The sequence below is a fragment of the Pseudomonas sp. LBUM1678 genome (assembly GCF_059695575.1).
The window spans coordinates 4,397,632-4,423,027 of record NZ_CP166775.1 but is presented as its reverse complement, the minus strand read 5'-3'; the positions used below and the strand labels follow the sequence as shown (position 1 = coordinate 4,423,027).

The window sequence follows — 25,396 nt, the reverse complement described above, 5'->3', positions numbered from 1 at the left end:
CCGTTTAGCGGGTTTCGTTGAACAGTTCGCGACCGATCAGCATGCGACGGATCTCACTGGTGCCGGCGCCGATTTCGTACAGTTTGGCGTCACGCAGCAGACGACCGGCCGGGAATTCGTTGATGTAGCCGTTGCCGCCCAGAATCTGGATCGCGTCGAGGGCCATTTGCGTGGCGCGTTCGGCGCTGTAGAGGATCACGCCGGCGGCGTCTTTGCGCGTGGTTTCGCCACGCTCGCAGGCCTGGGCCACCGCATAAAGGTAAGCGCGGCTGGCATTGAGTTGGGTGTACATGTCAGCGACCTTGCCCTGGATCAGCTGGAACTCGCCGATGCTTTGGCCGAACTGCTTGCGGTCGTGGATGTAGGGAACGATCAGGTCCATGCAAGCCTGCATGATCCCGGTCGGTCCGCCGGACAGCACAACGCGCTCGTAGTCGAGGCCGCTCATCAGCACTTTCACGCCGCCGTTGAGTACACCGAGGATGTTTTCTTCCGGCACTTCGACGTCATCGAAGAACAGCTCGCAGGTGTTGGAGCCGCGCATGCCGAGCTTGTCGAATTTGTTGCTGCGGCTGAAGCCTTTCGAATCACGTTCGACGATGAATGCGGTGATGCCGTGCGGGCCTTTTTCCAGGTCTGTCTTGGCGTAGATCACGTAGGTGTTGGCGTCGGGACCGTTGGTGATCCAGGTTTTGCTGCCGTTGAGCACGTAGTGATCACCACGTTTGTCGGCACGCAGCTTCATCGATACCACGTCGGAACCGGCATTCGGTTCGCTCATGGCCAGGGCGCCGATGTGTTCGCCGCTGATCAGCTTAGGCAGGTACTTGGTTTTCTGTTCGTGACTGCCGTTGCGATTGATCTGGTTGACGCAGAGGTTGGAGTGCGCGCCATAGGACAAAGCGACCGACGCCGAGCCGCGGCTGATTTCTTCCATGATCACCACGTGCGCCAGGTAACCCAGGCCAGCGCCGCCGTATTCTTCCGGCACGGTAACGCCGAGCAGGCCCATGTCGCCGAATTTGCGCCACAGGTCGGCCGGGAACAGGTTGTCGATGTCGATCTGAGCGGCGCGCGGGGCGATCTCTTTGGCGACGAAGGACTGAACCTGATCGCGCAGCATGTCGATGGTTTCACCGAGGGCAAAGTTCAGGGATGGGTAGCTCATGGGTCACCTTTTGGCTTTTTTGTAGGGCGGGGAGGGCAGTGATTCGGCTCTCACCTTTACGTTAACGTAAGCCTGTGACGAATGGCTGTCAATCACCCTTTACGTTAACGTCAACTTGAGCGAGAGTAGAGCCAGTTCTGAAAAGACCAGCGACGCCTTCTGTGGCGAGGGAGCTTGCTCCCGCTCGAGCGCGAAGCGGTCGCAAATCGGCTAGTCAGGTGTGTCGCAAAGCCCCTGATTGATGATTTCACGACTGCTGCGCAGCCGAACGGGACGGTGCGACGATTCGACAAGCTCCCTCGCCACACAAGCCTCGCTCCTACAATAAAGATAATAGGAGTCGTCATGGATCAACCCAGTGCAAGCCCGCAGCGCAGCTACACCCGCGGTTCCCAGGACAAAGCCTTGCTGGCGATGACCATCGGTCAGGCATTTGACAACACGGTCGCGCAGTACCCGGCCGGGGAGGCGCTGGTCGTTCGCCATCAACAGTTGCGCTACACTTGGCGACAACTGGCTGACGCCGTCGACCTGCACGCCAGAGCCCTGTTGGCGCTGGGATTGCAGGCCGGTGACCGCCTCGGTATCTGGGCACCGAATTGCGCGCAGTGGTGCATCAGCCAATTCGCCAGCGCGAAAATCGGTGTGATCCTGGTCAACATCAACCCGGCGTATCGCAGTTCCGAACTCGAATACGTGTTGAAGCAATCCGGCTGCCAATGGCTGGTCTGTGCCGGTGCCTTCAAGACTTCCGACTATCACGGCATGCTGCAAGGCCTGGTGCCTGAACTGACGGAGCAATCCATCGGAAAGCTGCAAAGCGAGCGCCTGCCGGAATTACGCGGCGTCATCAGTCTGGATGCGCAACCACCGTCGGGTTTCCTGCCGTGGTCACAACTGGGCGATCTTGCCGCCAGCGTATCCGCCGAACAGTTGCGCGAGCGCCAGGACAGCCTGCATTTCGATCAGGCGGTGAACATCCAGTACACCTCCGGCACCACCGGTTTCCCGAAAGGCGCGACCCTGAGTCACTACAACATTCTCAACAACGGTTACATGGTGGGCGAAAGCCTCGGGCTGACGGCCAATGATCGCCTGGTGATCCCGGTGCCGCTGTATCACTGCTTCGGCATGGTCATGGGCAACCTCGGCTGCATCACCCACGGCAGCACCATGATCTACCCCAACGACGCGTTCGACCCTCTATTGACCCTGACCACGGTGGCTGAAGAAAAGGCCACGGCACTCTACGGAGTGCCGACCATGTTCATCGCCATGCTCGATCAGCCGAAACGCGCCGAATTCGATCTGTCGAGCCTGCGCACCGGGATCATGGCCGGGGCGACTTGCCCGATCGAAGTGATGCGCCGGGTTATCAGTGACATGCACATGAGCGAAGTGCAGATTGCCTACGGCATGACGGAAACAAGCCCCGTGTCATTGCAGACCGGTCCGTCAGACGGACTGGAACTGCGCGTCACTACCGTTGGCCGGACCCAGCCACAATTGGAAAGCAAGATCATCGACGAGGCCGGCAACCTGGTGCCGCGCGGCACCATTGGCGAACTCTGCACCCGCGGTTACAGCGTGATGCTCGGCTACTGGAACAACCCGCAAGGCACCGCCGAAGCCATCGATCAGGCCGGCTGGATGCACACCGGTGACTTGGCGAGCATGAATGACGAGGGTTATGTGTGCATTGCCGGACGCAACAAGGACATGATCATCCGCGGCGGTGAGAACATTTACCCGCGTGAGCTGGAAGAATTCTTCTTTACCCACCCGGCGGTGGCGGACGTTCAGGTGATCGGGATTCCGTGTTCGCGCTATGGCGAAGAGATTGTCGCCTGGATCAAATTCCACCCGGGCCACAGCGCCACCGAGCAGGAGCTGCAAGGCTGGTGCAAGGAACGCATCGCGCACTTCAAGACGCCGCGTTACTTCAAGTTCGTGGAAGAGTTTCCAATGACCGTGACCGGCAAGATCCAGAAATTCCGGATGCGCGAGATCAGCATTGAGGAATTGCGCGAAAAGCAGGTCTGACAAGTTCGCCCTTGTGGGAGCCAGCAGGCTGGCTCCCACAAGGGCGGTGGTGAAAACCTGAATCGCAGAAAGCACAAAGGGGAGCCGAAGCTCCCCTTTAATTTTGTCGTTGCGCGTGCTCTTTTTTTATTATTGAGGGGCGGTCTGTTGTTGTTTTTAGTGACCGTGACCCTTTACCGCTGTTTTTGTCGATCCCCATCCGGGATCAAGAGCAAACGTATTTTTTTGAGCGCTGACCTGCTTTTTCGCTGAGCGATCCAACCAGTTCGGGAGCTACCTGAAGGTAGTTTTATTGTTCTCTGCCCGGTTGCGGGTTACTCCGAAAAGCACCCTGAAAAGCACTTCCTCTCCAAAAAAATCTGTTAGCTGCGTCTCTGCCGTGTTGTTTTTGTTATGTCAGAGTCGTTACGTCTTATTTTTATTAGGTTTGCCGCTTTTTTTGTTCTTGTTATGCAGTAGAGATAGCAGAAGCCGTGCCAACTTTTAAAAATCGTTATAAATCAATATGTTAGTATTTTGTCTGAATTTTCCTTCAGGCAAAACCAGACAATTTGTTTCCGTGTTACTCGCTTGTGCCCCACGTTTCAGACGCAGCGGTAACACCCGCACGCCTCACTGTGCGCTGCGAGCTTTGGCCACGCGCGAGCCGGTAGGCCGCCCCAGCACGGTGCAAATCTGCTGGCCGGCCAAAATCAAAGCGTCAAGGTCAATGCCGGTCTCGATGCCAAGGCCGTTCAGCAGGTAAACCACGTCTTCGGTGGCGACGTTACCGCTGGCGCCCTTGGCGTACGGGCAGCCGCCGAGGCCGGCGATGGAACTGTCGAACACCGCGATTCCTTCCAGCAGGCTGGCGTAGATGTTGGCCATGGCCTGGCCATAAGTGTCGTGGAAATGCCCGGCGAGTTTTTCACGCGGCACATCGGCCGAGACCACGTCGAACATCTTGCTGGTCGCGCCAGCGGTGCCGGTGCCGATGGTGTCGCCCAGGGAAACTTCATAGCATCCCATGGCGTAGAGCTCGCGGGCGACCCGGGCAACTTGTTCCGGCGCGACGTTACCTTCGTAAGGGCAGCCCAGCACGCAGGACACGTAACCGCGCACGCTGACGCCATGCTGCCTGGCGGCGTCCATGATCGGCACGAAACGCTCCAGACTTTCGCTGATCGAGCAATTGATGTTGCGTTGGGAAAACGCTTCGGAGGCCGCCGCGAACACCGCGACCTCCTTGACCCCTGCCGCGATCGCATCTTCAAACCCGCGCAGATTGGGGGCGAGTGCGCCATAGGTAACGCCCGGTTTGCGCTGGATCTGCGCAAAGACTTCGGCGGAACCGGCCATTTGCGGCACCCACTTGGGCGAAACGAAACTGCCGACTTCTATATAGCCAAGGCCTGCGGCAGTCAGCGCGTCGACCAGTTGCACCTTGTCGGCAACGCTAATGGGTTGGGCTTCGTTTTGCAGACCGTCGCGGGGACCGACTTCGACCAGACGTACGTGAGAGGGTAGGGACATGGGAATCGACCTGTATTGATTGTCTGACTACTGAGGACCCCTGTGGGAGCGAGCCTGCTCGCGATAGCGGTAGCACATTCAACACTGATGTCGACTGACCTGGCGCCATCGCGAGCAGGCTCGCTCCCACAGGGGATTTTCGTCGGTTATTGGATTACTTCCTGGCTCTTGATCGTCTGCTCCAGCGCCTGGGTGCAGCGCTCTTGCGCCGTATCGAGTTCCAGCTTCATCTGCTCGATGTCGAGCATCTGCTGCTCCAGCTGTTCGCGACGTTCGGCGATCTTGTTCAGCATGGTTTGCAGTTGTTTTTGATTGCCGCCGGTGGGGTCGTAGAGTTCGATCAGCTCGCGGCACTCGGCCAGGGAGAAGCCAATGCGCTTGCCCCGCAGGATCAGCTTCAGGCTGACCTTGTCACGGGGTGTGTAGACGCGTTCCTGGCCACGACGCTCAGGGCTGAGCAGGCCTTGCTCTTCATAAAAGCGAATGGCCCGCGTAGTGATGTCGAGCTCGCGGGCGAGGTCGGAAATGCTATAGGTCTGGCTGCTCATGGAAGTGCTCGAAAAAGGTCATGGCGCTAAGCTAATGGCAGGTTGACGTTTACGTCAAGTGGCATGAATTATCAGTGTCCTTGCTGGCCTCATCGCGAGCAGGCTCGCTCCCACATGGGATCTTCAGTGAACAGAATATCCATGTACTACCGAGGTCCCCTGTGGGAGCGAGCCTGCTCGCGATGAAGGCGCCGCGGTCCAAAGCCTTACACCTTATCGAGCTTCTTCTCATGCGCCGTCACTTGTTGGCACAACTCGATCATCTGTTCGCGCATCCAGCGGTTGGCCGGGTCCTGGTCAGTGCTTTCGTGCCAGTAGAGGTGAGTTTCCACCGGCGGCACGTCGTTGACCGGCAGGTTCACCGAGTACAAGTCATGGCGGCGGGCAAAGCGCTCCGGCACGGTCATGACCATGTCGGTCTGCTGCAATACTTGGGACGCCATCAGGTAATGCTGGGAACGCAGGGCGATTTTGCGCTGGATGCCCATCTTCCCGAGGGCCAGGTCGACATGACCCAGACCGCTGCGGCGGCTGGAGATATGGATGTGCGTCAGCGACAGATAATCGTCGAGGGTGAATTTCTCTTTGCCCGCCAGCGGATGGCCCTTGCGCATGGCACAGACGTAACGGTCTTCCATCAACTTGACGTGACGCACCTGCGGGTCAGTGTTAAGCGGCGCATCGACGGCGAAGTCCAGACGCCCGGCCGCCAGTTCCTTGGTGGTCTCGCGGCGCTTGGACAGAAAACTTTCGATGATCACCGTCGGCGCCAGGCGGCGCAGGCGCTGGAACAGCGGTGGCAGAATCACCGCTTCGGTAAGGTCGGTCATGCTGATGCGATACGTCTTGACGGCCTGCAACGGGTTGAAAATCCGGCTTTCCTGCACCGACACCCGCAGCAAAGAGAGGGCGTTACGCACCGGCCCGATGATGTTCTGCGCCATCGGCGTCGGCACCATGCCTTGCGCCGTGCGCACGAATAACGGGTCGTTGAAGGTCTCGCGCAGGCGGGCCAGAGCGTTCGAGACCGCAGGCTGAGTAATACCGACAATCTGCCCGGCGCGGGTCAAATTGGCTTCGGTGTAGATCGCGTCGAAGACGATGAAAAGGTTGAGGTCGACCTTGCTCAGATTCATTACGCGGCTCTCTTGTTGTAAGGGCGTTTTTGGCCTTGATGATCACCCGATCATATATCGGTGATGAATGTTAATACACGCCGAGAATAGGCTAGGTAAATTTTCGTAGCTGTTCTAGCATCGATTGCATGACCTGAACAACTCCTCTGAACCCAGTCAAAAAGGTAGAGATGCCCATGGATTTCGCTTATTCGCCCAAGGTGCAAGAACTGCGTGAGCGCGTGACCGCGTTCATGGACACCTACGTTTACCCCGCCGAAGCGGTGTTCGAGCGCCAGGTCGCCGAAGGCGATCGCTGGCAGCCGACCGCGATCATGGAAGAGCTCAAACTCAAGGCCAAGGCTGAAGGGTTGTGGAATTTGTTTCTGCCTGAGTCCGAACTCGGTGCGGGCCTGACCAACCTCGAATACGCGCCATTGGCGGAAATCATGGGCCGCTCGTTGCTCGGCCCTGAGCCCTTCAACTGCTCCGCACCGGACACCGGCAACATGGAAGTGCTGGTGCGTTATGCCAACGAAGAACAGAAGCAACGCTGGCTCGAACCGCTGCTGCGCGGCGAGATCCGTTCGGCGTTCGCCATGACCGAACCAGACGTGGCTTCGTCCGACGCCACCAACATGGCCGCCCGCGCTGTGCGTGATGGCGACGAGTGGGTGATCAACGGCAAAAAATGGTGGACCTCAGGCGCCTGCGACCCGCGCTGCAAGATTCTGATTTTCATGGGCCTGAGCAATCCGGACGCGCCACGCCACGCCCAGCACTCGATGATTCTGGTGCCGGTGGATGCCCCGGGCGTGAAGATCGTTCGTCCGCTGCCAGTGTTCGGCTACGACGACGCGCCTCACGGTCACGCCGAAGTGCTGTTTGAAAACGTCCGCGTGCCGTACGAAAACGTCCTGTTGGGCGAAGGACGCGGCTTCGAAATCGCCCAGGGTCGCCTTGGCCCGGGCCGGATTCACCACTGCATGCGTTCGATCGGCATGGCCGAACGTGCGCTGGAGTTGATGTGCAAACGTGCGGTGAGCCGCACCGCGTTCGGTAAACCGCTGGCACGTCTGGGTGGCAACATCGACAAGATCGCCGACTCGCGGATGGAAATCGACATGGCACGCCTGCTGACGTTGAAAGCGGCGTACATGATGGACACCGTCGGCAACAAAGTGGCGAAGAGCGAGATCGCGCAAATCAAAGTCGTCGCGCCGAACGTGGCGTTGCGGGTGATCGACCGGGCCATCCAGATGCATGGCGGGGCAGGGGTTTCCAACGATTTTCCGTTGGCCTACATGTATGCGATGCAGCGCACCCTGCGCCTGGCCGACGGCCCGGACGAAGTGCACCGCGCGGCGATCGGCAAGTTCGAGATCGGCAAATACGTGCCCAAAGAGATGATGCGTAGCGGGCAGTAACCCTGTGGCGAGGGAGCTTGCTCCCGCTGGACTGCGCAGCAGTCCCCTTCTTTTTCAGGAGTAAGGGGGGCCGCTTCGCAGCCCAGCGGGAGCAAGCTCCCTCGCCACATTTGTCCGCATTTCAACTCAGTACACCCAAACCTCAACCCGCCGATTCTTGATCCGTCCCTCATCCGCGCTGTTCGCTGCCACCGGCATCTCGGCGCCAAAGCCGCGAATCTCGCGAAACACCACGCCGCTTTTCACCAGTTCCCGTCGCACTGCCATCGCCCGCAGCTTCGACAACAGGTCGGCACGCGCCGGATCGCTCTTGGCATCGCCGAACCCCACCAGCGTCACCTGTCGATTGGTTTTGTCGCGCTGCTTTATATAGTCGAGCACCCGCGACAAGTCTTGTCGGGCCTTGTTATCCAGCGTTGCGCTGCCTTCCTCAAAACGGAAATTCACCGACAGCCGCAGCGCATGGCGGCTAAGTGCCTGATAACCCTCGGGCATCAATGCGTTCGGTGTGACACTCATGGCTTGCACGGTCTGCGCGATAAAACCGTTGTCCGCGACAATCGCCTGGCCTTTGCTGCTTTGCGCAAACGCCACCAGTGCTTGCGCCCAACGATTTTTCCCGGTTGGCGGCAAGTAGAAGAACAGCCGCCGGGACAGCGGATAGTCCTCTGTCGCAATCAGGTTATTGAGCGGCAACATGGCCTGGGACTGACCATCGGCAATCGCCACGGCTTTGGCCTGGCGCACGTAGGGCAAACCGATAAAACCGATGCCTTGCGGATCCTGGCTGACGGCGTCGGACAATTGCTCGCTGGATTCGAAGCGTTTCGCGGCGCTATGCAGGGTTTTCCCACGCCGACTGAGGACCAATTCCTTGAAGGTGTCGTACGTGCCCGATTGATCATCCCGCGCATACAGGTGAATCGTCCCACCACGGCCGCCAAGCTCTTCCCAGGTTTTTGCCTCACCACTGAAAATTTGCGCCAGTTGTTCGGTGTTGAGTTGGTTCAGCGGGTTTTGCGGATGAAGGATGATTGCCAGTCCATCGATGGCGATGACTTGCTCGGCGCCGGGGCTTTTAAAGTCGCCCAGGGTTTTCAGGTCTTCCCGTTCGCTGTCCTTGATCGGGCGCGAGGAGGCGGCGAGGTCGGCGGAGGCGGCTTTCAGGGCGCTGAACCCGGTGCTGGAACCGTGGGCCGCGACTTCCACCACCACCCGGCGTCCCTGAACGGTTTCGCCGACGATGCGTTGTTCGTTGGCTTTGTCCGGGACTTCACTGTGGACTTTGAGCAGGCCCTGTTCTCGCATCAGGCCTTGGACCAGTGCCGGGCCCAATGCGGCGCCGATGGTGTTGGAGCCCTGGATGCGCAGGACCGGACCGTTTTCGGGTGTCGGCAAATCACCCGCCGACGCCGTCAATGGCAAACAGGCGCACAGCGTCAACAGGAACAATATGCGCAGCGTCATGCCGGCACCTTAGTTGGCCAAAGGAAGTGCCGGGAGAATAAGTCAGTAAGATGTCCGAAAGATGACAGTTGCCAAATGTGGGAGCGCCTGTGGCGAGGGGATTTAGCGAACGTCGCACCGCCCCGTTGGGTCGCGGAGCGGCCCTGAAATTGCGATTACGGTATTTCAGAAAAACCGCATTCACCGGTTTTACGACTGCTTCGCAGCCGAACGGGGATAAATCCCCTCGCCACAGGTCGCTCCCACAGTTGATTTGTGTAGATGTCGAGAGGATCAGCTCAACTCAAGCCAGATCGGCGCATGATCCGATGGTTTTTCCATCCCGCGCAGTTCGTAGTCCACACCCGCATCCTTGACCCGTGGCAACAACCCATGGGACGCCATGATCAGGTCAATCCGCAGCCCGCGCTTGGGCTCGTCTTCAAAACCGCGGCTGCGGTAGTCGAACCAGCTGAAACGGTCGGCCACATCCGGGTTCAAGTGGCGGAAACTGTCCACCAGGCCCCAGTTCTTCAAGCGGGCCATCCACTCGCGCTCTTCCGGCAGGAAGCTGCATTTACCGGTTTTCAGCCAGCGTTTCATGTTGTCCGGGCCGATGCCGATGTCGCAGTCTTCCGGGGAAATGTTCACGTCGCCCATCACCACCACCGGCTGTTCATTGCTGAACTGGCTTTCCAGCAATTGCTGCAGGTCGCCGTAGAAACGTTCCTTGGCCGGGAACTTGGTGGGGTGATCGCGGCTTTCGCCCTGTGGGAAATAGCCGTTCATGATGGTGACCGGCACGCCGTTGGCGTCGGCGAACGAGCCCCAGATGAAGCGCCGTTGGGCGTCTTCTTCATCGGTGGCGAAGCCTTTATGCAGCGCAATCGGTTCCTGACGCGAGAGCAGGGCGACGCCGTAATGGCCTTTCTGCCCGTGGAAATACACGTGATAACCCAGCGCCTGAACCTCGGCCAGCGGAAACTGGTCGTCGTGAACTTTGGTTTCCTGCAGCCCGATCACGTCGGGCTGGTGCTTTTCGATCAGCGCCGCCAGCTGATGGGGGCGAGCACGCAGCCCGTTGATGTTGAAGGAGACGATCTTCATGGTCGGCAGTCCTGGCAAAAGGGCGATGCTAGCTGACCTGTAGGAATCGGGCCAGTGTTGCGGGGAGGCGATTCGCTGTGTTCTGTCAGATCTGTATTGGCAGTTCGGGCCTCTTCGCGGGCAAGCCTCGCTCCTACAGGGTCCCGAGTGAACACATAATTTGTGTGCGCTACCGTACCTGTAGGAGCGAGGCTTGCCCGCGAAGAGGCCGGTCCGGTCGATGAAGATCCAGCCTTGGTCTATACCTGTGGGGGAACTGTATTACCACCCAAAGGCTCGTACCAATAAGAACGCCGCCATTTTCAGCGGCGCCCCGGGGAGATCTACCGTTATGCCCGAAACCTCGACCGCCATTGCCGATATTCACATGCTCGACAGCGGCTACGCCCACGAAGCGCGCTCCCTGCTTTACCACGCTTACCGGCACGAACCGACCTTCGGCTACCTGTTCGAGGCCGAACGCCCAGGCTATGAGCATCGCGTGCGGGCGACGGTGCGTGAGCTGGTCAAACAACACTTTCTTCAGGACTTGCCGGCCATCGGCCTGCTGGTCAACGATCGCCTGATCGGCATCGCCCTGATCGCCCCGCCGCAACGTCGGCTGGGCATCACTGAAAGTTGGGCCTGGCGCCTGCGTATGGTGCTCAGCACAGGCTTTCGTTGCACCCGTCGCTACCTCGATTACCACGCCGCCGTTGCCGCCTGCGTGCCCTCCGACTCGGTGCACGTCCTGCCGTTGCTGGGAATTCATCCGCAGTTCCAGGGCAAGCACTTCGGCGAGCAACTGCTGCAAGCGGTGCATAACTGGTGTGCCGTGGATGAAACTTCCGAGGGCGTGATCCTTGATACCGGGAATCCTCGTTATCTGGAGTTTTATAAGCGTCAGGGCTATGAGGAAATTGGCGAGGTTGCGGTAGGACCGATCCTCGAGCACGTGTTTTTCCACGCCAATCCCCAGGTGTTGCAAACAGCAACGGCATAGCGGTAGAACTTTCACCGCACGCCAGGCTCTATCACGCTCCCACGCTCGTGATAGCATCCGCGCCTATGAAGTTTCCAGGAAGAATTACCAGTGGCGTGCTGATGCTGTTAACCAGCTGCGCGGCACTGGCGCAAAGTGAATTGGATGTGCGGATCAAACCGTCCAACGATGAACTGAAAGCCAATATAGAGGGCTATATCGGCAGCCTCGGCGATCGTGACGAAGAAGCCTTGCTGCGCTTCAGTCGTGGCGCCGAGGAGCAGGCGCGCAAGGCCGCCCAGGCCTTGGGTTATTACCAGCCGCAGATCGACAGCGACGTGAAGGGCGGCAAGACGCCGCGCCTGATCCTCAACATCGATCCCGGCGAGCCGGTGCATTTGCGCAATGTCACCATTCGTGTCGACGGCCCGGCGGCCTCGCTCAAATCTTTTCGTGTGCCCAAAAGCGCTGCGCTGAAAACCGGCGCGGTGCTGAACCATGGCCGTTATGAAGACGCCAAGAAACTGATCCAGAATCAGGCCTCGCGCTATGGCTTCTTCAGTGGTTACTTCACCCATCAGACATTGTCCGTGGACCCGCGCGCCGGCGTCGCCGACATCGACCTCGTCTATAACAGCGGCCCGCGTTATGCCCTGGGCAAGGTCAGTTTCGAGGGCGACACGCCATTCGATGACGACCTGCTGCGACGCATGGTGCCGTTCAAGGAAGGCGCACCTTACGACTCCGAACTGATCGCTGAACTCAATCAGGCCATGCAATCGAGCGGCTATTTCGAAAGTGTGCGGGTGGATGCGGCACCGACGGCGTCCAAGAACGATGTGATCCCGGTCGACGTCAAACTCGAAACCCGCAAACCGCGAACCATGGGCCTGGGGCTTGGCTATTCCACTGACGTTGGTCCCCGGGTCAAGGCCAACTGGACCCGGCACTGGGTCAACCCGCAGGGGCACAGCTATGGCTGGGAGACCGAAGTTTCGGCACCACGGCAGAACGTCGGGGTGTTCTACGACATCCCCCTGGACCCGCCGCTGACCGACAAACTGCGCTTCGCCGGTGGTTATCAAAACGAAGAAATCGCCGACAAGGACTCCCTCAGCAAACTCTTGACTGTCGGCCCCGAGTGGCACAGCAAGTTGCCCAGCGGCTGGCAGCGCGTGGTGTCGCTCAAATGGCAGCGCGAGGAATACCGGCTGGGCGACGACTCGGGACTCAGCACCTTGCTGATGCCCGGCGTCAGTTATTCCTACTTGAAAAGCGACAACCGCATCGACCCGCACAACGGCTATCGCCTGGAATTCGAGACCAAAGTGGCCAAGGAAGGTCTGGGTTCGGACAACAACCTGGTCTACGGCACCGCCCTGGTAAAAGGCTTGACCACGGTGTTCGATAAACACCGTTTCCTCGGCCGGGTCCAGGTCGGTGGCAGCGCCACCAATGGCTACAAGTCCGTGCCGCCGTCGTTGCGCTTTTTCGCCGGTGGCGATCAGAGCGTGCGCGGCTATGACTATCAGAGCCTGTCCCCGGAAAACTCCGAGGGCGACCGCATCGGTGGTCGCTACATGATCGCCGGCAGCGTCGAGTACCAGTACTCCGTCGCCGAAAAATGGCGGGTCGCAACCTTCGTTGACCAGGGCAACTCCTTTAATACACTCGAACTGCCGAACCTCAAGACCGGCGTCGGCATCGGCGTGCGCTGGGTGTCACCGGTGGGGCCGATTCGCCTCGACCTGGCCCACGCGATGGATGACGACGGCGGCATTCGACTGCACTTTTCCATGGGGCCTGAGCTGTGAATCGTGGTTTGAAAATAACGCTGCTGGCGATTCTGGCGCTGCTGATGCTGGTCGTCCTGGCCGTGACCACGGTGCTGGGCACGGCGACGGGCAGCCGTTGGGCGCTCGGCTTTGTGCCGGGTCTGACCGTGGAGAATTTCCAGGGTCGATTGGGCGGGCAGTGGAGTGCTGATCATCTGTTGTGGCAGCAGGACACCAGCCGGGTCGAGCTGAGCAAACTGATATTCGCCTGGTCGCCGCTGTGCCTGACGCGCATGACCTTGTGCATCGAGCAATTGAAGGCCGATCAGGTCAGCCTGCAATTTCCGCCAGGCACTGAAGAAGAAAGCAGCGGGCCGATCACGCTTCCGGATCTGAACTTGCCCCTGGCGATCGAATTGGGTGATGTGCAGGTCGGCAGTCTGCTGTTCAACGGCAGCGAAGAACTCAAAGGCTTGCAACTGGCCGCGCACTGGACGGCGCAAGGGTTGCAGATCGACTCGGTGAAGTTGCAGCGCGACGAACTCAGCCTGAATCTGTCCGGTCTGCTGCAACCCAACGGCAACTGGCCGCTCAAGGCCGAAGGCACATTGACCCTGCCGGCCCCGGAGCCTTGGAGCCTGGCGTTGAAGGTGGACGGTGACCTGCTGAAAACCCTGAACCTGAAAGCCGACAGCAGCGGTTACTTGAACGGCCAACTGACTGGCGAACTGCAACCGCTGGTGGACAACCTTCCGGCCAAAGTACGGATCACCGCCGACGGCTTCAAACCCAGCGCCGATCTGCCGGACACCTTGCAACTCAATCAACTGGAACTCACCGGCGACGGCGACCTGAAAAACGGTTACCAGTTGTTCGGCAAAGCCACATTGCCCGCTGAAAATGGCCCGGTTGCCCTGTTGCTGCAAGGCAAGGTCGACGCCAACGGCGCGCAGATTGCCGGCCTCGACCTGACCGCCAACGACAAGCAAAGCCTTAAACTCACCGGCAATCTCGACTGGAGCAAAGGCCTGAGCGCCGAGGCGAAAATCGACTGGCTGGATTTCCCGTGGCACCGTCTCTATCCGCTGATCGACGAGCCTGAAGTGGCGTTGCGTAGCTTCAACGGTGAAGTCTCCTACACCGACGGCAAATACATCGGTCACTTCAAATCGGCACTCGATGGACCCGCAGGTGCGTTCAGCCTCGAAAGCCCGTTCAGCGGCGATCTGACAAAAATCTACCTGCAACAGATTCAACTCGAAGCCGGGCAGGGCAAGGCCGTCGGGCATCTGAACCTGCAATTTGCCGATGGCATTGCCTGGGACACTGCGCTCGACCTCTCGGCGATCAACCCGGCCTATTGGGTCGCGGAGTTGCCGGGCACGCTGGCCGGACCGTTGCGCAGCAAAGGCGAGATGAAGAATGAAAAACTCAGCCTGACCGCCGACCTCGACCTCAAAGGCAAACTGCGTGGCCAACCGGCGGTGATCCAGGCCAAGGCCGATGGCGGCGGTGAACAATGGAACCTCAATGCGCTGCAAATTCGCTTGGGCGACAACAGCATCACCGGCAAGGGCAGCCTGCAACAGAAGCTCGCCGGCCAGATCGACCTCAAGCTGCCACGCCTGGCCCAACTCTGGCCGCAACTGCGCGGTCAGCTCAACGGTCGCGTCGATGTCGCCGGTACGCTGAAGGCGCCCCAAGGCAAGCTCGGGCTGCAAGGCACGCAACTGGCCTTCGAGGACAATCGCCTGCAAAGCCTGAACCTGGACGCGACCCTCGACGGCGCGCAACGGGCGAAAATCGACTTCAAGGGCAGCGGCATTCAGGTCGGCGACACTGCGCTGGGCACACTGACCGCCAGCGGCCAGGGCGATATCAAAAACCAGAAACTCGCCCTCGATCTGCAAGGGCCGAAGTTGAAACTGGCGCTCGGCCTTGACGGTTCGCTGGACAAGGGCAACTGGCGCGGACGCCTGGCCAGCGGTGATATCCAGGCTGGCGGTCAGGACTGGAAGCTGCAAGGCCCGGCGAAACTTGAACGGCTGGCGGACGGCAAGATCAACTTCGGCGCCCATTGCTGGATGTCCGGCCCGGCCAGCCTGTGTGGCGAAGACCAGCGCCTGATGCCGGAACCGAAGCTGCGTTATCACCTCAAGCAATTCCCGATTGAAAGCCTCGCACAATGGTTGCCGAAAGATTTCGCCTGGAAGGGCAAACTCAACGCCGACCTGCAACTGGACCTGCCGGCCAGTGGTCCGAACGGCCAGGTCAGCGTCGATGCCAGCGGCGGCACGTTGCGCATGAAGGAAAAGGATCAGTGGCTGGACTTCCCGTACCAGACCCTGAAACTCACCAGCAAACTCACGCCCAAGCGCATCGACACCGACCTTAACTTCGTCGGCGGCAAGCTCGGCGAACTGATGGTGCAGGCGCAGATCAATCCGCTGCCGAAAAACAAACCGCTCACCGGGTCGTTCCGTCTCAGTGGCCTGGATTTGTCGGTGGCGCGGCCGTTTGTGCCGATGGTCGAGAAACTCAACGGGCGTTTGAACGGCAGTGGCACGCTCTCCGGCGATCTGCTGGCGCCGCAGGTGAACGGCAATTTGCTGCTCAGCGATGGCGAAGTGTCCGGACCTGAATTGCCGATGGAGTTGCAGGGCTTGCAGCTTCAAGCGCTGATCGCCGGCGAAACAGTGCAATTGAACGGTGGCTGGAAAAGCGGCAAGAGCGGGCAGGGCAGTCTCAACGGCAGCATCGCCTGGGGTCAGGCGCTGGTGGTGGACCTGACGCTCAAGGGCTCACAGTTGCCCGTCACCGTCGAGCCGTATGCCAAGCTCGAAGTGGCACCGGACCTGAAGATCTCGATGAAGGACGACAAACTGGCGATCACCGGCAAAGTATTGGTGCCCAAGGGCGAGATCACCGTTCGCGAGTTGCCGCCGTCGACGGTCAAGGTTTCCGATGACACGGTGATCGTCGGCCAGCAGACCGAAGAGGGCAAGTCGCCGCTGGCCATGAAGATGGACATCGACGTGGTGGTGGGTGAGAACAAACTCAGTTTTGCCGGGTTTGGCCTGACCGCCAATCTGCAAGGTCATGTGCACATCGGCGACAACATGGACACCCGGGGTGAGCTCTGGCTGAACGATGGGCGTTATCGGGCGTACGGTCAGCGGCTGACGGTGCGCCGTGCGCGGCTGTTGTTTGCCGGTCCGATTGACCAACCGTATCTGGACATCGAGGCCATTCGCCAGACTGACGACGTGATCGCCGGCATTCGCCTCAGCGGCAGCGCCGAACAGCCGACTACGCAGATTTTCTCCGAGCCGGCGATGAGCCAGGAGCAGGCCTTGTCTTATCTGGTGCTGGGGCGTCCGCTGAGCACCAACGGTGAAGACAACAACATGCTGGCCCAGGCAGCACTCGGGTTGGGCTTGATGGGCAGTTCGGGGGTGACCGGCAAACTGGCCAACGACCTGGGGATTCAGGATTTCCAGCTCGACACCCAAGGCAGCGGCAATACCACCAGCGTCGTGGCCAGCGGCAATATCTCCGAGAAGCTCAGTCTGCGTTATGGCGTTGGCGTGTTCGAGCCGGCCAACACCATTGCCTTGCGCTACAAACTAAGCAAAAAGGTCTACCTCGAAGCCGCCGGCGGCGTGGCCAGTTCGCTGGACATCTTCTACAAGCGGGATTTCTAAACCCACCTGTCCGGGCACGGTCCCCTGTGGCGAGGGGGCTTGCCCCCGTTGGGCCGCGCAGCGGCCCCAAAACCTGCAACATCATTCCTACTGAAACTCTGAAACTCTGAAACTCTGAATATCGAGAAGCGTCGACTGCTGCGCAGCCGAACGGGGGCAAGCCCCCTCGCCACAGGGGATTTGTGGGGTGCCATTTATCACCCGAATAGGAAGCAGCCTAACTATTACGTTGACATTCTCTGCCTAGGCAGTAACATCTCGTCATACATTCACTGCCTAGGCAGCTAATTGGTGGTCAGATGAAACATTTCACCCCAGACGCATTCCACACTTGCCATCTCGGCCTTCTGCTCGGGCGCGCTGCGCTGCTCAAGGACCGGATCATCGACACGCACATGGAACCCCACGGCATCACTGCCGCGCAGTTCAAAGTGCTGATCATCATGGCCCAGTTCGGCGTCGATACCCCGGCCGAGCTGTGCCGTCACCTGTCGCTGGACAGCGGTTCGATGACCCGCATGCTCGATCGCCTGGAACAGAAAGGTTTCCTCGCCCGCCAGCGTTCCGAGGCGGATCGCCGTCAGGTTCAACTGGTACTGACTGAACAAGGCCAGCAACTGACTGACCGTCTCCCGGAGATCGGCGCCGATGCGATGAATGAACTGGCCGGCGCAATCACCCCGGATGAGCTGAAAACCCTGGAACAGATCCTCAAGAAAATCCTGGTAGCAGCCGGTGACTCGATCACCTTGCTGCGGGTAGGTGACCAATGAGCAGTAAAACCCTGCGGGCCGGCCTGAGCCTGGTGCTGGCGGCCATGACCCTGGCCGGCTGCGCCAGTTACAGCGGCCTGACCACCGAAGGCGTCAGCCTCGAAGCGAAAAACCTCAAGGCCGGGCAATCCCTCAGCGGTGTGACCCTGTCGCCAGCGGCCTGGCCGAAAAGTGATTGGTGGAAAAGCCTCGGCGACCCGCAACTCGACGGCCTGATCCGCGAAGCCCTGCACGACAGCCCCGACATGCAAATCGCCGACGCTCGCGCCCACCAGGCCAGCGCCGCCGCGTCTGCCGCCGACGCCGCACGCATGCCGACCCTCGATGCCAGCGCCGGTGTCAGCCGTTCGCGTCTGGCCCGTGATCAGGACCCGAGCGGGCAGGGCGGCACGTATTCCACCGTGCGTAACATCGGCGCCAGTTTCAATTACAACTTCGACCTCTGGGGCGGTCAGCGTGACGCCTGGGAAGCCGCGTTGGGCGAGGCCCGTGCTGCCGAAGTCGATCAGCAGGCTGCGCAACTGACCTTGTCCGCCGACGTCGCCCGCGCGTACAGCGACCTGGGTCAGGCGCACATCGTCTATGACTTGGCCAATGAAGACCTCAAACGCACCAGGCAGATGCTCGACCTGAGCCAGCGCCGCTTGAGCTCGGGGATCGACAGCCAGTATCAGTTCCAGCAAACCGAAAGCCTGGAAGCCAGCTCCGAAGCGAGCCTGATCGACGCCGAAAAACGTCTGCAAAGCGCGAAAATCGCGTTGGCCGTGCTGCTCGGCAAAGGCCCGGATCGCGGCAACGAAATAGCCCGGCCGAAAATCCTGCAAGCCAGCGCCGTGGCGTTGCCATCGGTATTGCCGGCGGAGTTGCTCGGTCGTCGTCCAGACCTGGTGGCTGCACGCTGGCGGGTCGAAGCCGCGAGCAAGAACATCGCCGCCGGCAAAACCCATTTCTACCCCAACCTAAACCTGAGCGCCGCGGCCGGTGCCGAGTCGTTGCTAGGTGACGCGATGTTTGGTTCGGCCAGCCGTTTCTTTAACGTTGCGCCGACCATCTCTGTGCCGATTTTCGACGGTGGCCGCCTGCGTGCCGACCTCGATTCCCGCGATGCCGATTACGACCTCGCGGTGGCGCAGTACAACAAAAGCCTGGTGAAAGCGCTGGGTGATGTCAGCGACACCATCAATCAGTTGCGCGACATCGGCCGGCAAATCGGGGCGCAGCAACACGCCACCGACATTGCCCAGGATTCTTACAACACCGTGGTCCAGCGGTACGGTTCCGGCATCGGTAACTACCTGGACGTGCTCAGCATCGAGCAGCAATTGCTCCAGGCCCAGCGTCAACTGGCCAACCTGAATGCCGAGCAGATCGACCTGTCGATCCAACTAATGCAGGCGCTGGGCGGCGGCTTCCAGGGCGAAACCCTGACCGCAGCCAACGCACTCCCAGCCACGCAGCACAACTAATTCAAGGTATTTGTCATGGCCACTGCCGGAACGACAACACAAACCCCTGACAACGCTCCAGACACCAGCAACCCGCGCAAACGCAAAATCATGCTGGTCGCGCTCGCGATCGTGGTGATCCTCGCCGGTATCGGCGTCTGGGGTTATCACGAGCTCTACGGTCGCTGGAATGAAAGCACCGACGACGCCTATGTGAACGGTAACGTGGTGGAAATCACTCCGCTGGTCACCGGCACCGTGGTCAGCATCGGCGCCGACGATGGCGACCTGGTCCATGAAGGCCAGGTGCTGATCAACTTCGACCCGAATGACGCCCAGGTCGGTCTGCAAAGTGCCCAGGCCAACCTGGCCCGCACCGTGCGTCAGGTGCGCGGTTTGTACAGCAACGTCGACGGCATGAAAGCCCAGGTCAACGCCCAGCAAGCTGAAGTACAAAAGGCTCAGGACAACTTCAATCGCCGGAAGAACCTCGCCGCTGGCGGGGCAATTTCCCAGGAAGAACTGTCCCACGCCCGCGACGACTTGACCTCGGCGCAAAACGCCCTGGCCAACGCCAAACAGCAACTGAAAACCACCAGCGCCTTGGTGGATGACACCGTGGTCTCGTCGCATCCGGACGTGATGTCGGCGGCCGCGCAATTGCGTCAGGCCTACTTGAACAACTCCCGCAGCACCTTGATCGCGCCGGTCACCGGTTATGTCGCCAAACGTTCCGTGCAATTGGGCCAGCGTGTCCAGCCGGGCACAGCGCTGATGGCGGTGATTCCGCTGGATCAGCTGTGGATCGACGCCAACTTCAAGGAAACCCAGCTGCGTGACATGCGCATCGGTCAGCCGGTGGACATCGAGGCCGACCTCTACGGCAGCGACGTGAAATTCAGCGGCACCATCGACAGCCTCGGCGCCGGTACCGGCAGCGCGTTTGCCCTGCTGCCGGCGCAGAACGCCACCGGCAACTGGATCAAGATCGTGCAGCGGGTACCGGTGCGGATTCACATCAATGCCGAAGAACTGGCCAAACACCCGTTGCGCGTAGGCCTGTCGACTCAGGTCGACGTGAACCTGCACGACCAGAGCGGCCCGGTGCTGGCGCAACAGCCGCCGCAAAAGGCCTCGTTCAGCACCAACGTCTACGACCGGCAGTTGGCTGAAGCTGACGCGATGATTACTCAGTTGATCCACGACAACAGCGCTGCGGTCAGCAAAACCGCTCAGCGCTGATTTGCCATCACACCGACCCTCTGGGAGCGAGCCTTTGTGGCGAGGGAGCTTGCTCCCGCTGGGTCGCGAAGCGACCCCAAAAGCTCTGCGACTGCTTCGCAGCCGAGCGGGAGCAAGCTCCCTCGCCACAAAAGCGCCCTCACCACAAAGGCTCACTCCTACAAGGTCAGCTGCGTCTGTAACAGGCGCCGCTCCAATCAGGTTTCAAAGGATTTGCGATGAGCGATAACGCTTCTTTCACGCCGCCCAGCCTGCGGCTCAGCACCATCGGCCTGTCGCTGGCGACCTTCATGCAAGTGCTCGACACCACCATCGCCAACGTCGCACTGCCGACGATTTCCGGCAACCTGGGCGTGAGTTCGGAGCAGGGCACTTGGGTGATCACTTCGTTCGCGGTGAGCAATGCGATTGCGCTGCCGCTGACCGGCTGGCTCAGCCGGCGCTTTGGTGAAGTGAAGCTGTTTCTCTGGGCGACCGTTCTGTTTGTACTGGCCTCGTTTCTCTGCGGCATCTCGACCTCGATGCCCGAGCTGATTGGCTTCCGGGTGCTGCAAGGCCTGGTGGCGGGTCCGTTGTACCCGATGACCCAAACGCTGCTGATTGCGGTCTATCCGCCGGCCAGGCGCGGCATGGCCCTGGCGTTGCTGGCGATGGTCACGGTGGTCGCGCCGATTGCCGGCCCGATCCTCGGCGGCTGGATTACCGACAGTTATAGCTGGCCGTGGATCTTCTTTATCAACGTGCCGATCGGCGTCTTCGCGGTGATGGTGGTGCGCCAGCAACTCAAGGCGCGTCCGGTGGAAACCAGCCGTCAGCCGATGGATTACGTGGGCTTGATCACGCTGATCATTGGTGTCGGCGCGTTGCAGGTCATTCTCGACAAGGGCAATGACCTTGACTGGTTCGAATCGAACTTCATCCTCATTGGCGCGGCGATTTCAGTGATCGCGCTGGCGGTGTTCGTGATTTGGGAAATGACCGACGAGCATCCGGTGGTCAACCTGCGGCTGTTCGCTTACCGCAACTTCCGCATCGGCACCATTGTGCTGGTGTTGGGTTACGCCGGTTTCTTCGGCATCAACCTTATCCTGCCGCAATGGCTGCAAACCCAGATGGGTTATACGGCGACATGGGCGGGGCTGGCGGTCGCGCCGATCGGGATTCTGCCGGTGCTGATGTCGCCGTTTGTCGGCAAGTACGCGCACAAATTCGACCTGCGGTTGCTGGCCGGGCTGGCGTTCCTGGCGATTGGCCTGAGCTGCTTCATGCGCGCCGGGTTCACCAACGAAGTGGACTTTCAGCACATCGCGTTGGTGCAACTGTTCATGGGCATTGGCGTGGCGCTGTTCTTCATGCCGACCCTGAGCATTCTGATGTCGGACCTGCCACCGAGCCAGATTGCCGACGGCGCAGGCCTGGCGACGTTCCTGCGGACCTTGGGCGGTAGTTTTGCGGCGTCGTTGACCACGTGGATCTGGATCCGCCGCGCGGATCAGCACCACGCCTATATGAGCGAAAGCATCAGCACGTATGAACCCGCGACCCGCGAGGCACTGAATGCGCTGGGCGGTGCGAGCAACCCGGCGTATGCGCAGCTGGATCATGTGCTGACTAGCCAGGCGTACATGCTCTCTACCGTGGATTACTTCACGCTGCTGGGGTGGGCGTTCATCGGCTTGATCGTGATTGTGTGGCTGGCGAAACCGCCGTTTGCCGCAAAGGCCGGGCCTGCTGCCTCCGGGCATTAAGCGCAACACAGTGGATAGGTGTTTGACTTAAATCTTGAAACAATCACAGAACCCCTGTGGGAGCGAGCCTGCTCGCGATGGCGGTGGGTCAGTCGACATTGATGTTGGATGACCCACCGCCATCGCGAGCAGGCTCGCTCCCACAATGGGATTTGTGGTTGGCTGTCAGTTCGTGGGGGCAGCCAGTTGCGGCGGCGGGGCGAAGTCGAAGGGAGCCAGCGCAAACCCATTCTCATCCACCTGCAACGCCCACCCCTGACGATCCCAATCCCCCAGCACTATCCGCTTTGCGGCCTGTTCGCCAATCTGCAACTTGTGAATGGCCGGGCGATGGGTGTGGCCATGGATCAAGGTTTTCACGCCATAGGCCTGCATGACCCGCGGCACTTCTTCCGGCGTGACATCGACAATGTCATTGGCCTTCATCCGCGTTTGCGCCCGGCTTTCGCTGCGCAGCTTGCGCGCCAGTTTATGGCGAGTTCGCAAGGGCAGGTGCCGGAGGATGAACAGGGTGATCGGGTTTCGCAGGTAGCGACGCAGCTTCATATAAGCCTCGTCGCGGGTGCAGAGGCTGTCGCCGTGCATCAATAGCACCGGCTCGCCGTTGAACTGCACGACACTCGGATCCTTCAACAACGTGCAGCCGGCCTGTTTGCAAAAGGCCTGGCCGAGCATGAAGTCGCGATTGCCGTGCATCAGAAAAATCGCCGTGCCGCTGTCGCTAAGGGTGCGCAGGGCCTGGCAGATGGAACGCTGGAACGGCGTCATGGCATCGTCGCCAATCCACGCCTCGAAAAAGTCGCCCAGGATGTACAGCGCACTCGCCGAGCGGGCGCGTCCGGCGAGCAAATCCAGAAACGCCCGGGTAATGTCCGGGCGCTCCTCTTCCAGATGCAAGTCTGAAATCAGCAGTATCACGCTTCGATGATCTCGGCTTTCTCGATGATCACGTCTTCTGCTGGTACGTCCTGGTGGCCGGACTTCATGGTGGTGGAAACACCTTTGATCTTGTCGACGACTTCAGTGCCGGCAACGACTTTGGCGAATACGGCGTAGCCCCAGCCCTGAGTGGTCTTGGCGCTGTGGTTCAGAAAGCTGTTGTCAGCGACGTTGATGAAGAACTGGGCGGAAGCCGAATGCGGTTCCATGGTGCGAGCCATGGCCACGGTGTACTTCTCGTTCGGCAGGCCGTTGTCGGCTTCGTTCTGGATGCTTGGGCGCTTGTCTTTCTTTTCTTTCATGCCTGGCTCGAAACCGCCGCCCTGGATCATGAAGTTACCGATGACGCGGTGGAAAACAGTGTTTTCGTAGTGACCGGCGTTGACGTATTCGATGAAGTTGGCAACGGTCAGCGGTGCCTTTTCAGCGTTCAGTTCCAGGACGATGTCGCCATGGTTGGTGGTCAGTTTGACTTGGGTCATGATCGGTACTCTTTATATGAATTCGTGGGTTTCAGGGCGTTACAGCCCCCAACCGGTCTGGCCAGCAACAGCCAAGGTGCGCAGTTTAGCGTGCCGGGCGTGAATTTCGAGGCTGTTTTTCATTTGCATCCGATTAAATGCAGCCGTTTTCGGGCCTGTACTGTCAGCGACTTGACGGCATCGGCTATGATAAGCCCCTTTGTTTTAACAGCCGCTTTGATTTGGCCAACTGGCCGCGCACTTGTACGTTCAAGGATCCTATGAGCAAGCCCACTGTCGACCCTACCTCGAATTCCAAGACCGGCCCTGCCGTGCCGGTCAATTTCCTGCGCCCGATCATCCAGGCGGACCTGGACTCGGGTAAGCACACGCAGATCGTCACCCGTTTCCCGCCTGAGCCCAACGGCTACCTGCACATCGGTCACGCCAAGTCGATTTGCGTGAACTTCGGCCTGGCCCAGGAATTTGGCGGCGTCACGCACCTGCGTTTCGACGACACCAACCCGGCCAAGGAAGACCAGGAATACATCGACGCGATCGAAAGCGACGTCAAATGGCTGGGCTTCGAATGGTCCGGTGAAGTGCGCTACGCCTCGCAGTATTTCGACCAGTTGCACGACTGGGCCGTCGAGCTGATCAAGGCCGGCAAGGCCTACGTCGACGACCTGAGCCCTGAACAGGCCAAGGAATACCGTGGCAGCCTCACCGAGCCGGGCAAGAACAGCCCGTTCCGTGATCGTTCCGTGGAAGAAAACCTCGATTGGTTCGCCCGCATGCGTGCCGGCGAATTCCCGGACGGCGCACGCGTGCTGCGGGCCAAGATCGATATGGCCTCGCCGAACATGAACCTGCGCGACCCGATCATGTACCGCATCCGTCACGCCCACCACCACCAGACCGGTGACAAGTGGTGCATCTACCCGAACTACGACTTCACCCACGGTCAGTCTGACGCCATCGAAGGCATCACCCACTCGATCTGCACCCTGGAGTTCGAAAGCCACCGTCCGCTGTACGAGTGGTTCCTCGAGAACCTTCCCGTGCCGGCGCAACCGCGTCAGTACGAGTTCAGCCGTCTGAACCTGAACTACACCATCACCAGCAAGCGCAAGCTCAAGCAACTGGTCGATGAAAAGCACGTTTTCGGCTGGGACGATCCGCGCATGTCCACGCTGTCGGGCTTCCGCCGCCGTGGCTACACGCCGAAATCGATCCGCAACTTCTGCGACATGGTCGGCACCAACCGTTCCGACGGCGTGGTCGACTTCGGCATGCTGGAATTCAGCATCCGCGACGACCTCGACCACAGCGCCCCGCGTGCCATGTGCGTGCTGCGTCCGCTGAAAGTCGTGATCACCAACTACCCGGAAGGCCAGGTCGAGAACCTCGAATTGGCGTGCCACCCGAAAGAAGACATGGGCGTGCGTATTCTGCCGTTCGCCCGTGAGCTTTACATCGACCGTGAAGACTTCATGGAAGAGCCGCCAAAAGGCTACAAGCGGCTTGAGCCTGCTGGCGAAGTGCGTCTGCGCGGCAGCTACGTGATCCGCGCCGACGAAGCGATCAAGGACGCCGATGGCAACATCGTCGAACTGCGTTGCTCCTACGACCCGGAAACCCTGGGCAAGAACCCTGAAGGCCGCAAGGTCAAAGGCGTGGTGCACTGGGTACCGGCCGCGGCCAGCGTCGAGTGTGAAGTGCGTCTGTACGATCGCCTGTTCCGCTCGCCGAACCCTGAGAAGGCCGAAGACAGCGCCAGTTTCCTGGACAACATCAACCCTGACTCGCTGCAAGTACTCACTGGTTGTCGTGCCGAGCCTTCGCTGGGCAATGCACAGCCGGAAGACCGTTTCCAGTTCGAGCGCGAAGGTTACTTCTGCGCGGATATCAAGGACTCGAAACCAGGTGCTCCGGTGTTCAACCGTACCGTGACCTTGCGTGATTCGTGGGGCCAGTGATTA

18 protein-coding genes are annotated in these 25,396 nt (G+C 60.0%); 10 read left to right on the top strand and 8 right to left on the bottom strand.

Going from position 1 to position 25,396, the window contains the following annotated elements:
- Positions 1–4 precede the first annotated feature (4 nt).
- Positions 5–1,168, bottom strand: a complete 1,164-nt coding sequence (locus ACA070_RS20130; RefSeq protein WP_497448050.1) for an isovaleryl-CoA dehydrogenase — start codon at positions 1,166–1,168, stop codon at positions 5–7.
- Between the two features lie 345 nt (positions 1,169–1,513).
- Between ACA070_RS20130 and ACA070_RS20125 the strand changes: the two genes are divergently transcribed.
- Positions 1,514–3,211 carry an AMP-binding protein gene (locus ACA070_RS20125; protein ID WP_497448049.1) on the top strand — a complete coding sequence of 566 codons (1,698 nt, stop codon included), beginning with the start codon at positions 1,514–1,516 and terminating at the stop codon, positions 3,209–3,211.
- A gap of 612 nt (positions 3,212–3,823) precedes the next feature.
- Here ACA070_RS20125 and ACA070_RS20120 read toward each other — a convergent pair.
- From ACA070_RS20120 to ACA070_RS20110, 3 genes are all read right to left on the bottom strand, one after another.
- A complete protein-coding gene (locus tag ACA070_RS20120) occupies positions 3,824–4,723 on the bottom strand; it encodes a hydroxymethylglutaryl-CoA lyase (RefSeq protein WP_497448048.1) in 900 nt (299 codons plus the stop codon).
- Between the two features lie 146 nt (positions 4,724–4,869).
- Positions 4,870–5,271: a MerR family transcriptional regulator gene (locus tag ACA070_RS20115; protein ID WP_497448047.1), complete on the bottom strand. Its 402-nt coding sequence runs from the start codon at positions 5,269–5,271 to the stop codon at positions 4,870–4,872.
- A 206-nt stretch (positions 5,272–5,477) separates the two neighbouring features.
- Positions 5,478–6,407, bottom strand: a complete 930-nt coding sequence (locus ACA070_RS20110; protein WP_008148497.1) for a LysR family transcriptional regulator — start codon at positions 6,405–6,407, stop codon at positions 5,478–5,480.
- Positions 6,408–6,583: 176 nt separating this feature from the next.
- Between ACA070_RS20110 and ACA070_RS20105 the strand changes: the two genes are divergently transcribed.
- Positions 6,584–7,813: an acyl-CoA dehydrogenase gene (locus ACA070_RS20105; RefSeq protein WP_010458791.1), complete on the top strand. Its 1,230-nt coding sequence runs from the start codon at positions 6,584–6,586 to the stop codon at positions 7,811–7,813.
- A gap of 126 nt (positions 7,814–7,939) precedes the next feature.
- Here the strand turns inward: ACA070_RS20105 and ACA070_RS20100 are convergent, their stop codons facing one another.
- Together ACA070_RS20100 and xthA are read right to left on the bottom strand one after the other, a co-directional pair.
- Positions 7,940–9,280, bottom strand: coding sequence for a substrate-binding domain-containing protein (locus ACA070_RS20100; protein WP_497448046.1), 1,341 nt, complete (start codon positions 9,278–9,280; stop codon positions 7,940–7,942).
- 273 nt (positions 9,281–9,553) lie between these two features.
- The gene (gene xthA, locus ACA070_RS20095; RefSeq protein ID WP_497448045.1) at positions 9,554–10,366 is read right to left on the bottom strand and encodes an exodeoxyribonuclease III; all 813 of its coding nucleotides are present in this window, start codon (positions 10,364–10,366) and stop codon (positions 9,554–9,556) included.
- Between the two features lie 331 nt (positions 10,367–10,697).
- On the opposite strand from xthA, the gene ACA070_RS20090 reads away from it, so the two are divergent.
- The 7 genes from ACA070_RS20090 to ACA070_RS20060 all read left to right on the top strand — a co-directional run bounded on the left by ACA070_RS20090 (position 10,698) and on the right by ACA070_RS20060 (position 22,014).
- Entirely contained in the window at positions 10,698–11,348 is a 651-nt protein-coding gene (locus tag ACA070_RS20090; RefSeq protein WP_462027837.1) for a GNAT family N-acetyltransferase, read from the top strand.
- A 65-nt stretch (positions 11,349–11,413) separates the two neighbouring features.
- Positions 11,414–13,141: an autotransporter assembly complex protein TamA gene (locus ACA070_RS20085; protein WP_497448044.1), complete on the top strand. Its 1,728-nt coding sequence runs from the start codon at positions 11,414–11,416 to the stop codon at positions 13,139–13,141.
- Complete coding sequence (locus ACA070_RS20080) at positions 13,138–16,806, top strand: translocation/assembly module TamB domain-containing protein (RefSeq protein WP_497448043.1); 3,669 nt, start codon at positions 13,138–13,140, stop codon at positions 16,804–16,806. The genes ACA070_RS20085 and ACA070_RS20080 overlap by 4 nt, the downstream gene beginning before the upstream one ends.
- A gap of 299 nt (positions 16,807–17,105) precedes the next feature.
- Positions 17,106–17,579, top strand: a complete 474-nt coding sequence (locus ACA070_RS20075) for a MarR family winged helix-turn-helix transcriptional regulator (protein ID WP_497448042.1) — start codon at positions 17,106–17,108, stop codon at positions 17,577–17,579.
- Positions 17,576–19,045 (top strand): efflux transporter outer membrane subunit, encoded by a 1,470-nt coding sequence (locus ACA070_RS20070; protein WP_497448041.1) that lies wholly within the window; start codon positions 17,576–17,578, stop codon positions 19,043–19,045. The genes ACA070_RS20075 and ACA070_RS20070 overlap by 4 nt, the downstream gene beginning before the upstream one ends.
- A 15-nt stretch (positions 19,046–19,060) precedes the next feature.
- Complete coding sequence (locus tag ACA070_RS20065) at positions 19,061–20,266, top strand: HlyD family secretion protein (RefSeq protein WP_497448040.1); 1,206 nt, start codon at positions 19,061–19,063, stop codon at positions 20,264–20,266.
- 218 nt (positions 20,267–20,484) lie between these two features.
- The gene (locus tag ACA070_RS20060; RefSeq protein WP_497448039.1) at positions 20,485–22,014 is read left to right on the top strand and encodes a DHA2 family efflux MFS transporter permease subunit; all 1,530 of its coding nucleotides are present in this window, start codon (positions 20,485–20,487) and stop codon (positions 22,012–22,014) included.
- 165 nt (positions 22,015–22,179) lie between these two features.
- On the opposite strand, the gene lpxH is transcribed toward ACA070_RS20060, so the two are convergent.
- Together lpxH and ACA070_RS20050 are read right to left on the bottom strand one after the other, a co-directional pair.
- Entirely contained in the window at positions 22,180–22,932 is a 753-nt protein-coding gene (lpxH, locus tag ACA070_RS20055) for a UDP-2,3-diacylglucosamine diphosphatase (RefSeq protein ID WP_497448038.1), read from the bottom strand.
- On the bottom strand, positions 22,929–23,435 hold the full coding sequence (locus tag ACA070_RS20050; protein WP_497448037.1) for a peptidylprolyl isomerase: 507 nt from the start codon (positions 23,433–23,435) through the stop codon (positions 22,929–22,931). Before ACA070_RS20050 ends, lpxH begins: the two co-directional genes overlap by 4 nt.
- 260 nt (positions 23,436–23,695) lie before the next feature.
- Between ACA070_RS20050 and ACA070_RS20045 the strand changes: the two genes are divergently transcribed.
- The gene (locus ACA070_RS20045; RefSeq protein ID WP_497448036.1) at positions 23,696–25,393 is read left to right on the top strand and encodes a glutamine--tRNA ligase/YqeY domain fusion protein; all 1,698 of its coding nucleotides are present in this window, start codon (positions 23,696–23,698) and stop codon (positions 25,391–25,393) included.
- The last annotated feature ends 3 nt before the right edge of the window (positions 25,394–25,396 follow it).